Below are 13,016 nucleotides of genomic sequence, written 5' to 3'. Positions count from 1 at the left end.
CCGCGTTCTTCCCGGTCCTGATGGTCAGCTTCTTCGCGACCTCGGGGACGGGGACGCCCTTGTCCTTGAGCGCGCGGGCGAAGAGAAGGGAGTCGTCGTCGATGACCTTCGGTCGCCCGCCGTGGTTGCCCTTGGCGGCGGCCGTGACCTGGCCTTCCAGGGTCTTCTCCCGGATGTAGTTGCACTCGATCTGGGCGGCGGCCGCGAGGACGCGAAGAACATCGCCCCCATGCCATTGGGATCGTAGACGCCGGTGAGCGGTCCGGTGAGCAGTTCGAGCTGGACGCCGGCGCCCTGGAGCTGGCCGGACAGCGTCATCAGCTCGGCGGCGTTGCAGGCGAGGCGCTTGAGCTCGTGGACGGTGAGGATGACCTCCTGGTCGGGGGCGGCCTCCCGGATGTCGTACGCGAGCTTGAGCGCCTCTTCCAGCTTCGGCCGGGTCTTGACCTGGGTGCTGATCTTCTCGGAGAAGACCCGCTTGCACTTGGCGCGGGCGAGCACGTCGAGCTGGCCGGCGAGTTCCTGCTGCGCGGCCGAGCAGCGGGCGTACTCGATCCCGATCGGCTTCGCGGCCGGCTCCGCAGGGGTGGCCTCGACGGGCGGGCCCGGCTTCCACGGCCGCCCGGGCTCGCGGTCCTCGGGGACGGGGATCTCCAGTTCCTCGCGGAGCGCGGAGACGAGGATGAAGCGCGGGATGTGGGTGTTGTGACGACGCTTCCATCGCTTGAGGCGGCGGCCACGAAAGGGCACCCGGACAGGCCCGCCGGCTCCCTGGTACGCCTTGATGCTCGGGCTTCGGTCCGGCGGTCTCCAAGACCGCCATCCGGAAGATGAGTGAGACGGTGTGGTCCTGGAGGCTGCACCGCCACACCTCTCTCTCCGAGCAGGACCTCGTACGTTGGCTCAACCCGATCGTGTCGGGGTGGATGAACTACTACGGCCGCTTCTACCGGTCGGAGCTGTATCCGCTGCTCAGGCGCATCAACGTCTACCTGGTGCGCTGGATGAGGAAGAAGTACAGACGGCTGAGGACCTTCACCAAAGCGCACGTGGCCTGGAAGCGCACGACCCGCCAGTACCCAACGTCGCTCGCTTAGTTCATGATCGCGTAGAGTCTCGGTCTTGTGCCGAGAGATCACATAGTTGGTGAGACGTACCCGGAGCGGGTCCGGATGGGGGTGCTGTCGCGTACGTTCACGCCCGAGCTGGTCGACTTCGTGGTCGATGAGGCGGGGGCGCGCGAGGAGCGGACCCGGTCGTTGCCGGCCCGGCTGATGGTGTATTTCGTCCTGACGATGTGGCTGTTCAGCGGTGACGGATACGGCCTGGTGCTGCGGGAGTTGGTGGAGCACTGGCCGCGCCGGGCGCGGGAGGTGTGGCGTCCGGCGCGCACGGGGTCTCTGACAACGGCGCGGGCCCGGCTGGGTGCGGGGCCGCTGCGACTGCTCTTCGACCGGGTCGCCGGTTGCACCGGCACTGCGGCCACGCCGGGGGCTTTCTGGCGCGGGCTGCGGCTGACCTCCATGGACGGCACACTGCTGGACGTTCCTGACAGCGAGGCGAACGCTGCCGCCTACACCCGTGCCTCCAACGGAAATCGGCCTGGACCGTACCCGCAGGTGAGGCTCCTCGCGCTGGTGGAGTGCGGCACGAAGGCGTTGATCGGTGCGGTCTTCGACTCCTTCGCCGTCGGCGAGCGCACCTTGGCCGCCCGCCTCCTGGTGCACCTGCGGGAAGGCATCCTGTTGATGGCCGACCGGGGCTTTCCAGCCTATGAGCTGTGGCGGGCAGCCGCGGTCACCGGGGCCGAACTCCTGTGGCGGGTCTCGGATTCCTTCACCCTGCGGCCGCATGAGGTTCTGGCCGACGGCACCTTCCTCACCCGCCTGAACGGGCCGCGCGGCGCCCGGATCACCGTGCGCGCCGTGGAGTACACCGTGGTCACCACCACGATCGGCGCGGACGGCGACAGTGAGGAGACCTCGGAGCTGTTCTGCCTGATCACCACGCTCCTGGACCCCGAGGCGGCACCCGCCGCAGAGCTGGCAGAGCTGTACACCGCCCGCTGGACCAGCGAGACGATCTTCAAGCACATCAAGATCGAACAGCGGGGAGGACGCACCGCGACCCTCCGGTCCAACAGTCCCGCCATGGTCGAGCAGGAACTGTGGGCCATGCTCTGCGTCTACCAGGCCGTACACGACCTGGCCGTGGACGCCGCCCACCACGCGAACCTCCCCGTCTCGCACATCAGCTTCAAGAACACCCTCGCCGCCGCCCGACGTTCCGTCGGCGCGGACTTTCCCCCCTCGGCAACTGGCCGCCAGGATCCGTGACATCCAGGCCGACCTGACCCGCGAGGCCGTCCGTCCCCGCCCCGGACGTGCCGCACCCCGCGCCACCAAACGCAGCACCACCGGATACCGCACCCTCAAACCGGACGAGCCCGCCACCACCAAGGTCACCCACACGATCAGCCTCTCGCTCTTCCCCGAAGAACGACGACCACGCAAGCCGCGGGCGAAGCCGAGACCCCTGCAACTCGCCCCGCAGGAAACGACGTCACCGACACTCAAAGACATGGCGACGGCCATCTAATAGAGCGACGTTGGGCCTGAACCAGTAACAACTAAGATAGATGGAATGCCTCAATCCCCCATGAACGCCCGTCGGTACGGTGTCATAGAGGAATCAGAGGTGCGTAAGTGGGGCTACCATCCGCCTTCTGATCCTGAGTCTTCTGATCCTGAGTCTGATTCTCTGGATCGCAAGAATTCCGAGGAGGAATTTAAGCCAACTCCCAGGTCTATTGAGGCATACACGGGGAGGGCGCCTGATGAGGATTTGAGTAACGAAAGGATCCCATCCAAGAAAGGTTGCTTGGGGCAGGCGCAGAGGGAAATTTTTGGGGAAAGGGAAGAAGGATCAAAATGGAGGGAACTGCTGAAGTATCATTCTCGATCCTTCCTCGATGCGAGTCGAGATTCCAATGTCATCAAGGCGATGGCTCGATGGAAAACCTGCATGGAAGGTCTTGGATACAAGTATGCTGATATTTGGGAAGCGAATAATGATCCCAGATGGCAGGTGAGTGAGGCTAGCGCTACGGAAATATCGACTGCAATAAATGATGTGCAATGCAAGGGGAAGTCTCGCATTGCCGAAATTCTGCTATCTGTGGAGACCGAGCTTCAGTCGGATTACATTCGAAAAAATGCGGCAGAATTCTCCAAGATCAAACTCGATCTTGTGAAGGCCTATGAGAATTCACTTGACGTGGTGAGAACTTCCGATCTGCGCGCTGACGAGTGAAGATCACTGGTATGCCTCGTGGTGAAGTTTGCCAGGGCCATGGCCAACGTCGCTCTATTAGATGGCCGTCGCCATGTCTTTGAGTGTCGGTGACGTCGTTTCCTGCGGGGCGAGTTGCAGGGGTCTCGGCTTCGCCCGCGGCTTGCGTGGTCGTCGTTCTTCGGGGAAGAGCGAGAGGCTGATCGTGTGGGTGACCTTGGTGGTGGCGGGCTCGTCCGGTTTGAGGGTGCGGTATCCGGTGGTGCTGCGTTTGGTGGCGCGGGGTGCGGCACGTCCGGGGCGGGGACGGACGGCCTCGCGGGTCAGGTCGGCCTGGATGTCACGGATCCTGGCGGCCAGTTGCCGAGGGGGGAAAGTCCGCGCCGACGGAACGTCGGGCGGCGGCGAGGGTGTTCTTGAAGCTGATGTGCGAGACGGGGAGGTTCGCGTGGTGGGCGGCGTCCACGGCCAGGTCGTGTACGGCCTGGTAGACGCAGAGCATGGCCCACAGTTCCTGCTCGACCATGGCGGGACTGTTGGACCGGAGGGTCGCGGTGCGTCCTCCCCGCTGTTCGATCTTGATGTGCTTGAAGATCGTCTCGCTGGTCCAGCGGGCGGTGTACAGCTCTGCCAGCTCTGCGGCGGGTGCCGCCTCGGGGTCCAGGAGCGTGGTGATCAGGCAGAACAGCTCCGAGGTCTCCTCACTGTCGCCGTCCGCGCCGATCGTGGTGGTGACCACGGTGTACTCCACGGCGCGCACGGTGATCCGGGCGCCGCGCGGCCCGTTCAGGCGGGTGAGGAAGGTGCCGTCGGCCAGAACCTCATGCGGCCGCAGGGTGAAGGAATCCGAGACCCGCCACAGGAGTTCGGCCCCGGTGACCGCGGCTGCCCGCCACAGCTCATAGGCTGGAAAGCCCCGGTCGGCCATCAACAGGATGCCTTCCCGCAGGTGCACCAGGAGGCGGGCGGCCAAGGTGCGCTCGCCGACGGCGAAGGAGTCGAAGACCGCACCGATCAACGCCTTCGTGCCGCACTCCACCAGCGCGAGGAGCCTCACCTGCGGGTACGGTCCAGGCCGATTTCCGTTGGAGGCACGGGTGTAGGCGGCAGCGTTCGCCTCGCTGTCAGGAACGTCCAGCAGCGTGCCGTCCATGGAGGTCAGCCGCAGCCCGCGCCAGAAAGCCCCCGGCGTGGCCGCAGTGCCGGTGCAACCGGCGACCCGGTCGAAGAGCAGTCGCAGCGGCCCCGCACCCAGCCGGGCCCGCGCCGTTGTCAGAGACCCCGTGCGCGCCGGACGCCACACCTCCCGCGCCCGGCGCGGCCAGTGCTCCACCAACTCCCGCAGCACCAGGCCGTATCCGTCACCGCTGAACAGCCACATCGTCAGGACGAAATACACCATCAGCCGGGCCGGCAACGACCGGGTCCGCTCCTCGCGCGCCCCCGCCTCATCGACCACGAAGTCGACCAGCTCGGGCGTGAACGTACGCGACAGCACCCCCATCCGGACCCGCTCCGGGTACGTCTCACCAACTATGTGATCTCTCGGCACAAGACCGAGACTCTACGCGATCATGAACTAAGCGAGCGACGTTGCGCCAGTACCCGCGCTTCTTCGCGCATTGGCGATGGGCCCCGGAGTTCTGATGGCAAGGTTGAGAAGAGCCCGGTGACGGGAGACTGTCACGCCGGGATCTGTGGGAGCCCGGAGGTGAGACCCCTCCGGGCCACCCGACCGTCCTTCTGTCAGTCCAACTGGCCATCTCGCGCGGGAGGTTGGAAAGGGCTCAGTAATGTTCGATGTCGAGATCGGTCATCTCGTCGAGTACGCGCCGCCATTCCTTGGCGTACTGCTCCAGTTGTTCGCGTCGCATGATCAGGTCGAAGCAATACCCCGGCGTACTGGCGTCGTACCTGCGCTGCGCCTCCCTCCCCTGTGCGGCGACACCGTCGCGGTCGAGTCCCATCGCCTTCTCCTGCACGTTTTTTCGGATCACCTCATCGGATTCAAACATTCTTCTCCTCAATTCAACGGACGGTCTCGCCGGGCCAGCGCGTTCACTGCGTCACTGCAGCGACGCATTGGACAGTATGTGACGCAGGAGAACCAGAACAACATCGAATCGAGTCGCCGTCTAGCAAGTTTGCGACGTGAACCGTCACGCGACGACTTTCCTGGGCGGACGGTTTCTCGACTTGGCTAAGTAGTCGCGGGTCAAGCAGGACCTTCCGTACGCCGCGTCGGCACGGACAGTCCCCCTCTGCCCCCTGGAGCAGCCCCGTGAACTGCGAAAACACTGGGAAAGGTGACTCCGCGTGCGCACCCTGGCCACTCTCGGCATCTCATGGGGCCGGTTGTTGGCGTCGGGAATCTGCCAGAAGATGGTGCCCGTTCCTGCTGGACTAGAGGTCGCACTCTCCATGTGATGCCCCAATTCAGGACGGAATTCATGTCCACAGCAACCACCCCTTCTGTCCAATCTCCCGCATCGCCGGGCCGCTCGCCTTTCACTTCCTGGCTAGCCGTCATTTCGGTAATGCTGGGGATCTTCTCCATCGTCACGACAGAAATTCTTCCGATCGGCCTTCTTACGTCGATCGGATCGAGTTTCACCATTTCGGACGGAATGGCTGGTCTCATGATGACCATGCCAGGATTCCTCGCCGCGATCTCGGCCCCTGTGATCACGGTGGCCACAGGACGTATCGACCGGCGGGTCATGCTGGGCGTGTTCATCCTTCTGCTGGCACTGGCCAACTTCGTTGCCGCCGCCGCGTCGAGCTACTGGCTGGTCCTGATCTCCCGTGTCATGGTGGGCATCACCATCGGCGGCTTCTGGTCCATCGGGGCCGGACTCGCCGGTCAGCTGGTTCCCGCGAAGTCCGTGGGCCGCGCGACCTCGGTGATCTTCTCCGCCGTACCGCTCGGTTCTGTACTCGGAGTACCACTGGGCACGTTCATTGGCGACATCGCGGGCTGGCGGACAGCATTCCTCGTCATGGGTGGCTTCACGCTGGCCGTCCTCGTGTTGCTCCTTGCAGTCGTCCCGCCCCTCCCTTCCGACCAGGCGACGCGCCTCGATGTCCTCGGTGGCATGCTCCGAAGCGTCAACACCCGCTTCGCCTTGGTCATGACCTTCCTCGTCGTGCTCGCCCACTTCGGCACGTACACGTACGTCACCCCCTTCCTGGAGCAGGTGACCCACGTCAGTTCGGGTCTCATTACGATCTACCTGCTCATCTACGGTGCGGCCGGCATCGCCGGCAACTTCCTCGGCGGATCCTCGGTGGGTCGCTATCCGCGGTCCACCTTCGCCGCGGCGGCGGCCCTAATCGCCGCCGCGACCCTGCTCCTGCCTGTCCTGGGACAGTCGGACGCTGGCGCGGTAGCGCTGCTGGTTGTCTGGGGCGTCGCCTACGGTGCCGTCCCGGTGTGCTCCCAGACGTGGTTCTCCAAGGCCGCCCCTGACTCCCCAGAGGCGTCCTCTGTCCTCTTCACCGCCTCCTTCCAGGCCACCATCTCCATCGGGGCCCTGGTCGGAGGGGTCGTCCTCGACCGCTCCTCTCCTTCCACCGTGATGATGCTGGGCGGGCTGGCGGCCGCCCTGATGGCCCTCGTGGCCTGGGCCCACTGGGCGGGGAGGTTCACATGGCCGAAGTCCTCCTAGCCACACCGTGACAGGGGCGGCCCTCCGCCGCGGTCACCTGCCCCACCGCTTTCCCTCTCGCCCGGTCACCCCGCACCAGCGGGCCGGCCCGGCGAGAGGTGCCTCCACTTCCCTTTCTCGGACCACCTCGATGAGCCAGGTGCTCACGATCGCCTACCTAAGGGCTGTCCCGTAATCCCCGGCGGGCGCACGACGACAGCTACGGCACCTCGCTGCGTTGTCGGAACGTCCGAATACGTCCAGTATGCGAACGCCCCTCCGCCTTGCGATGCACCGCATCTGACGCCGCGCGCTGATCCACCGGGGATTACGGGACAGCCCTTAAGGAGAACGTCGCTTATGTGCGGCATTGCGGGCTGGATAGATTTCGGGCGCGATCTCACCCAGGAGCGCGCCATCGTCGACGCCATGACCCAGACAATGGCGTGTCGCGGTCCCGACGCCGACGGCGTGTGGCTCGGTCAGCACGCCGCCATCGGTCACCGGCGTCTCTCCGTCATTGATTTGGCGGGCGGGCGTCAGCCGATGACTGCCGAGCAGGACGGGCGCACGCTGGCGGTGCTGACCTTCAGCGGTGAGATTTACAACTACCGCGAGCTGCGTGCGGACCTGATCTCCCGCGGACACCGCTTCCGTACCGAGAGCGACACCGAGGTGGTCCTCCGGGGGTACGTGGAGTGGGGCGAGGGCGTCGTCGACAAGCTCAACGGCATGTTCGCCTTCGGTATCTGGGACGTCCAGAGCCAGGAGCTGCTCCTGGTGCGTGACCGGATGGGCGTCAAGCCGTTGTACTACTATCCCACGGCGAACGGCGTCCTGTTCGGCTCGGAGCCCAAGGTCATCCTCGCCCACCCGGACATCCCGCGGCGGGTGAACGCGAACGGCCTGCGCGAACTCCTCGACATGGTGAAGACCCCCGAGCACGCCATCTTCACCGGGATGTACGAGATCCGTCCAGGTCACACGGTCCGCGTCCGTCGCCAGGGGCTCGTCAAGCGCCGCTACTGGGCGCTCGAGGCCAAGGAGCACACGGACTCCCTGGAGACGACCATCGAGACGGTCCGCAGACTCCTCGACGACACCGTCAGCCGGCAGCTGATCTCCGACGTCCCACTGTGCAGCCTCCTGTCCGGCGGACTGGACTCCTCCGCGGTGACCGCGCTGGCGGCCAAGGCACTGGCCGCCCAGGGAGGCGGACCGGTGCGCTCGTTCTCGGTCGACTTCGTCGGCGCCGCAGAGAACTTCGTCCCGGACCCCCTGCGGAGCACCCCGGACACCCCGTTCGTCCGCGATCTGGCCCAGCACGTGGCGGCCGAGCACAGGGAAATCCTGCTCAACAGCGACGACCTGAGCGACCCCGGCGTCCGGGCCGCAGTCCTCGCCGCCACCGACCTGCCACCCATGTGGTATGGCGACCTGTGGCCTTCCCTGTACCTGCTCTTCAAGGCAGTGCGGGAGCGGTCCACCGTGGCCCTGTCCGGCGAGTCGGCGGACGAACTCTTCGGCGGGTACAGCTGGTTCCACGATCCCGAGGTCCTCACGGCCGAGACGTTCCCCTGGCTCACCTCGACGCCCGGCCCTTTCTACGACGGGACGCCGCTGTTCGACAGCGGGCTGCTGGGCAAGCTCGACATCCCCGGCTACCGACGGTCGAGCTACGGCGACGCCATCGCCGAAGTGCCGGTCCTCCCGGGCGAGATGGGCCTGGAGAAGCGGATGAGAGAGATCAGCTACCTCAACCTGACCCGCTTCCTCAACACTCTCCTCGACCGCAAGGACCGCATGAGCATGGCCGTCGGGCTGGAGGTCCGCGTCCCGTTCTGCGACCACCGCCTCGTGGAGTACGTGTTCAACGCACCCTGGGCCATGAAGACGTTCGACGGCCGGGAGAAGAGCCTGCTGCGCGCGGCCACCCGCGACGTGCTGCCCGAGTCGATCGTGAAGCGTGTGAAGGCACCGTACCCGAGCACGCAGGACTCCGGATACGAGAAGAAGCTCCGCGACCGGCTCGCAGAGGTGCTGAGCGGTGGTGACGCGCCGATCCTGTCGCTCCTCGACAAGGACCGCGTCCGCGGCCGGCTCGACGGCGGCATCAGCACGGCCAGCACCCAGATCACGCGGATCGACCTCGAGGTTCCGCTCTGGTTCAACGCCTGGCTGGAGTCCTACGACGTCACGATCGACCTGTAGGAACGGTCCCCGCACAGCCGTGCGTTCCGGCCGGGACGCACGGTACCCGCTCTCCCGGTGGCCTCCGGAATCCCCCGTCGGGGGCCACCGGGCTTCTTCGCGCCGGCGGGGAACAGCACGTCGGCACAGTGAGCCGGGGACGGCTCCGCACGTGATCCAAGGTATCCGGCTCCGATCACCCGGAAGGGAACCATGATGGCCGCTGCGGGATCGTCCCGTCCGACTGTGCGACTCGCTTCGCCACCGGACTTCCGTCCCGACGAGGTGGCCGAAATGGTCGCCCGTCTGGGGAGGCTCTTCGGCCGACTGCGGACCCTGGACCTGGCGGGCGTCGAGCCGGCCCCGGTCTTCCGGGCGACGACCGACTGCTCCCCCGCGCCCCCGGGAGCCTTCGATGCAGCCCTTTGAGCTCACCGTCGAGGACGCGGCGGCGGCCGTGACGGCCCGCACCCTGTCCCCCGTGGAACTCGTCGACTCCGTCCTGGACCAGTGCGACGCCGTCGAGGACCGGCTCCACGCCTACGTCACCGTCGTGGCGGACCGTGCGCGACGGGCCGCGCGGCAGGCGGAGAGGGAGATCCGCGAGGGCGTCCACCGTGGGCCACTCCACGGCATTCCGTACGGCCTCAAGGACCTCATCGACGTCTCTGGGATACCCACCACGGCCAGTTCGCGCGCGTGGGCGGGACGGATGCCCGGCGAGGACAGCACGGTGGCCGCGCGGCTCACGGACGCCGGCGCGATCCTGATCGGCAAGACCCACACCCACGAGTTCGCCTACGGACTGCTCACTCCGCAGACGGCCAATCCGTGGCACGAGGACGCCGTCGCCGGAGGCTCCAGCGGCGGCTCGGCGGTGGCCGTGGCGGCCGGGACCGCGCTGTTCGCGCTGGGGACGGACACCGGAGGGTCGATCCGCATTCCGGCCGCGCTCAACGGGACTGTCGGCCTGAAGCCCACCTACGGCCTGGTCTCCCGCCGCGGGGTGGCGCCCCTGTCGTGGTCCCTGGACCACGTCGGCCCCCTCACCCGGACCGTGCGGGACGCCGCCCTCGTGCTGCGCGCCCTGGCCGGCCACGACTCGTCGGACCCCGCCAGCGTCTCCGCTCCGACGGACCTGGCCTCGTCGTCCCCGGCGGACGTGCGCGGGCTGCGCGTCGGCGTGCCCGGCACCTACTACTTTGACCGCGTCGATCCGGAGGTGGAGGTGGCCATCCGCGCGACGATCGACTGGCTGCGGGAACTCGGCGCGACGGTGATGCCCGTGGACCTGCCGCTCGTCGAGTACGTCGAGGCGACGCAGTGGGGCCTGATGGCCCCCGAGGCCTCGGCGGTCCACGAGGAGACCCTGCGCGCGACACCCCACCTCTATGGCCCGGACATCCGGCTGCTTCTGGAGGCGGGACACCACGTGTCCGCCCTGGACTACCTGCGCGCCCAGCGCACCCGGTCCCTCATCAGCCGCGCGTGGGGCCGGCTCTTTGCCGACATCGATGTGCTCGTCGCCCCCACCTCCCCCATCACGGCGGCGCGGCGCGGGCAGGAGACCGTGCGGTGGCCGGACGGCGTCACCGAGACGGTCACCGACGCCTACGTCCGGCTCTCCTCGCCCGCCAACATCACCGGATTCCCCGCCCTCTCCCTCCCGGTGGGCAGGAACTCAGCCGGTCTCCCCATCGGCGCGCAGCTGATCGCCGCCCCGTTCGCGGAGTCCGTCCTCTTCCGGGTTGGAACCGCACGGCGGCGCTGCTCCCCGCTCCGGCCTTCTTCCTGGGCGGCGTCATCGCGCCGTCGGCTTCGGCGGCCGCCGCGGGAGCCCCCTGACCTGTGCGGAAAGGGACGGGGGGCTTCCACTGCAACTTCGACGACATCGCAAGCCTGGTGTCGGCCGACCTCGACCCGATACTCAAGCTGACGTGCACCACTCCGCCGAAGCAGCTCGTCCATGGACCACGTCGTCCGGATCCACACCGGGATGATCACCGGCCTCCGGCTCGTCGGACCACGGGCCGAGTGAGAGGTCCGGTCGCTCGACTATGCTGACACCAGCGTTGCGCCCGTGTCCGCGATCCGGGATGAGGGCCCCCGACCTCTTCGAGGCGCCTGGAGGAAGCCGTGACCGCCGAACTCCCCGACTGGATGATCCCGCCCAGGATCAGCGGCTGGGAAGCCGATGACCTCGACCGCCTCGCCCAGGCACCGCGGCACACCGAACTCATCGACGGAGCCCTGATCTTCATGATGTCGCCGCAGCGGTCCTGGCACGCCCGGCTGGTGGAGAACCTGACCTTCGCCCTGCGCCAGGCCGCCCCCGTCGGGTTCGACGCCGAGCGTGAGATGACCGTCCGGCTCGACAAGAAGAGCCGCCCCGAGCCGGACATCCTGATCACGACCGCCCCGTACGACCCCGACCGGACCTGGTACGCGCCCGAGGACGTCGCCCTGGTCATCGAGGTCGTCTCGGAGGAGTCGGCGGACCGCGACCGGTCCCTGAAGCCCTTCAAGTACGCACAGGCCAGGATCCCCCACTTCTGGCGCGTCGAGGACGAGACCGGCGCCCCCACCGTCCACACCTACGAACTCGACGTCATGACCAGCACCTACGTGGCCACCGGCATCCACCGCAACCAGTTGAAGGTATCCGTCCCCATCCCCCTCGACATCGACCTCGACAGCCTCGTGCCCTGACCGCCCCTCGCAACCGCTTGTTGTAGCCGGACTGGCCGGGTACGCAGGGGAGCATGCCGCGGAAGTCCGCCGCGACACGGCGCAGTCGGCGCCGCTCGGAGGTGTAGCCGAGGAGCGCCGACCTTACGGCGCGGGTGAGCAGTTCGGAGTCACTGAGCGTGGGTGCAGTCCCGACCGCCGGGCGCCACGGGGCAAGTTCCGGCGAAGCCTGCAACGTGTCGTAGGTCCGGACGTAGAGTGCCGTTGCGAGGGTGTTCAGGTCGTCCGTCACAGACTGACCTGGGACGCCCTCGCCCCACGTCCGCAGGCGCACCGGATCAGCTGACCGGCTGAGCCTGGGGATGGGCCTCGTGCCAGGCGTCCCAGATGTCGCTGCGGAGTCAGCCTCGCGGTGGCACGTCCATCCCCTGGTCCTTGGCCCACCGCCGCACCTCGGCCACCGGCGGTGTCGGCGCGGATTGTGAGGGCTCCGGTCGGTGGCGCGCGGGGACAACGGGCTGGGCGGGCGACTGGAGCAGGGTCTCGGGGGTCGTGGCGGTGAATCCGCGGCTTTCGAGGATGCGGCTCACGCTTGTGGTGCATGCGTTCCAGCCAGGGCACGTCCGCGTCGAGGTAGTCGCGGGCCTCGACGTGGGGCTTCTTCGTCTCGGTGTTGCGCATGATCCGGCCGACCTGCTGAATCACCCGTCCCTTGAAGGAAACCGGGCTGGTGAGGAACAGGGTGTCGAGCCTGGGGGCGTCGAATCCTTCGCCGGCCAGCTTGCCGATGGCCAGCGGCACCGGCGGGGTGGTCATTTCATCGGCCACGCGGGTGCGGACCCGGGCTCGCTCGGTCGGCGGCATACCGCCGTGCAGGAGCAGCGGTTCGATGCTGTGCGCGGCAAGGTACGTGGCGAGTTGGTGGAGGTGTTCGACTCGGTTGCTCAGGGCCAGGCTGCACCGTCCGCGCCGAGAGGCGTCGGCGATGTCGGCGGCGATCTGGGTGTTGCAATCGCAGTTCGCGGCGAGTTCGCTGTAGATCGCCTGGAAAGAGGCGCCGTCGTTGCCCGGCTCGTCGGTGGTGAACGAGGTGGGGTGGACGATGAGGTGCCTGGCGAACGCGCTGGCGTCGGCGATCTCGTGTCGGATGGGTCCGCACTGCATGGTGATCAGCGGATCCATCTGGTCCGCCCGGTGGGG

At 67.2% G+C, this 13,016-nt stretch carries 12 protein-coding genes and 1 pseudogene; 8 read left to right on the top strand and 5 right to left on the bottom strand.

What is annotated here, in order from left to right:
• Positions 1 to 24 precede the first annotated feature (24 nt).
• Entirely contained in the window at positions 25 to 750 is a 726-nt protein-coding gene (locus DNK56_RS35955) for a recombinase family protein (RefSeq protein ID WP_241989874.1), read from the bottom strand.
• An 80-nt stretch (positions 751 to 830) separates the two neighbouring features.
• On the opposite strand from DNK56_RS35955, the gene DNK56_RS14870 reads away from it, so the two are divergent.
• The 3 genes from DNK56_RS14870 to DNK56_RS34715 all read left to right on the top strand — a co-directional run bounded on the left by DNK56_RS14870 (position 831) and on the right by DNK56_RS34715 (position 3,312).
• A complete protein-coding gene (locus tag DNK56_RS14870) occupies positions 831 to 1,097 on the top strand; it encodes a group II intron maturase-specific domain-containing protein (RefSeq protein ID WP_111334213.1) in 267 nt (88 codons plus the stop codon).
• Positions 1,098 to 1,172: 75 nt separating this feature from the next.
• Positions 1,173 to 2,336 (top strand): IS4 family transposase, encoded by a 1,164-nt coding sequence (locus DNK56_RS14865; protein WP_111329449.1) that lies wholly within the window; start codon positions 1,173 to 1,175, stop codon positions 2,334 to 2,336.
• A 361-nt stretch (positions 2,337 to 2,697) separates the two neighbouring features.
• Positions 2,698 to 3,312, top strand: a complete 615-nt coding sequence (locus DNK56_RS34715; protein WP_146610478.1) for a hypothetical protein — start codon at positions 2,698 to 2,700, stop codon at positions 3,310 to 3,312.
• A gap of 319 nt (positions 3,313 to 3,631) precedes the next feature.
• Here DNK56_RS34715 and DNK56_RS14860 read toward each other — a convergent pair whose 3' ends face one another.
• Both DNK56_RS14860 and DNK56_RS14855 read right to left on the bottom strand, forming a co-directional pair.
• The gene (locus tag DNK56_RS14860) at positions 3,632 to 4,795 is read right to left on the bottom strand and encodes an IS4 family transposase (protein ID WP_111329449.1); all 1,164 of its coding nucleotides are present in this window, start codon (positions 4,793 to 4,795) and stop codon (positions 3,632 to 3,634) included.
• 283 nt (positions 4,796 to 5,078) lie between these two features.
• Positions 5,079 to 5,306 (bottom strand): hypothetical protein, encoded by a 228-nt coding sequence (locus DNK56_RS14855; RefSeq protein ID WP_111334211.1) that lies wholly within the window; start codon positions 5,304 to 5,306, stop codon positions 5,079 to 5,081.
• Between the two features lie 435 nt (positions 5,307 to 5,741).
• Between DNK56_RS14855 and DNK56_RS14850 the strand changes: the two genes are divergently transcribed.
• The 5 genes from DNK56_RS14850 to DNK56_RS14835 all read left to right on the top strand — a co-directional run bounded on the left by DNK56_RS14850 (position 5,742) and on the right by DNK56_RS14835 (position 11,837).
• Complete coding sequence (locus tag DNK56_RS14850) at positions 5,742 to 6,959, top strand: MFS transporter (RefSeq protein WP_111335817.1); 1,218 nt, start codon at positions 5,742 to 5,744, stop codon at positions 6,957 to 6,959.
• A gap of 339 nt (positions 6,960 to 7,298) precedes the next feature.
• The gene (asnB, locus tag DNK56_RS14845; RefSeq protein ID WP_111334209.1) at positions 7,299 to 9,149 is read left to right on the top strand and encodes an asparagine synthase (glutamine-hydrolyzing); all 1,851 of its coding nucleotides are present in this window, start codon (positions 7,299 to 7,301) and stop codon (positions 9,147 to 9,149) included.
• 273 nt (positions 9,150 to 9,422) lie between these two features.
• A complete protein-coding gene (locus DNK56_RS36460) occupies positions 9,423 to 9,557 on the top strand; it encodes a hypothetical protein (protein ID WP_274543568.1) in 135 nt (44 codons plus the stop codon).
• Positions 9,544 to 11,064, top strand: coding sequence for an amidase (locus DNK56_RS14840; RefSeq protein ID WP_111334207.1), 1,521 nt, complete (start codon positions 9,544 to 9,546; stop codon positions 11,062 to 11,064). Before DNK56_RS36460 ends, DNK56_RS14840 begins: the two co-directional genes overlap by 14 nt.
• A gap of 224 nt (positions 11,065 to 11,288) precedes the next feature.
• Positions 11,289 to 11,837, top strand: a complete 549-nt coding sequence (locus tag DNK56_RS14835; RefSeq protein WP_111335814.1) for a Uma2 family endonuclease — start codon at positions 11,289 to 11,291, stop codon at positions 11,835 to 11,837.
• 1 nt (position 11,838) lies between these two features.
• Here the strand turns inward: DNK56_RS14835 and DNK56_RS36735 are convergent.
• Positions 11,839 to 12,108 (bottom strand): annotated as a pseudogene (locus tag DNK56_RS36735) (IS982 family transposase); the annotation flags it as partial.
• Entirely contained in the window at positions 12,105 to 12,980 is an 876-nt protein-coding gene (locus tag DNK56_RS36730) for a DEAD/DEAH box helicase (protein ID WP_446750465.1), read from the bottom strand. The gene DNK56_RS36730 and the pseudogene DNK56_RS36735, both read right to left, overlap by 4 nt.
• Positions 12,981 to 13,016 lie beyond the last annotated feature (36 nt).

The organism is Streptomyces sp. AC1-42W (assembly GCF_003248355.1).
GTDB lineage: Bacteria > Actinomycetota > Actinomycetes > Streptomycetales > Streptomycetaceae > Streptomyces.
The sequence above is the reverse complement of the archived record's forward strand: the minus strand, read 5'-3'. Positions and strand labels throughout refer to the sequence as shown.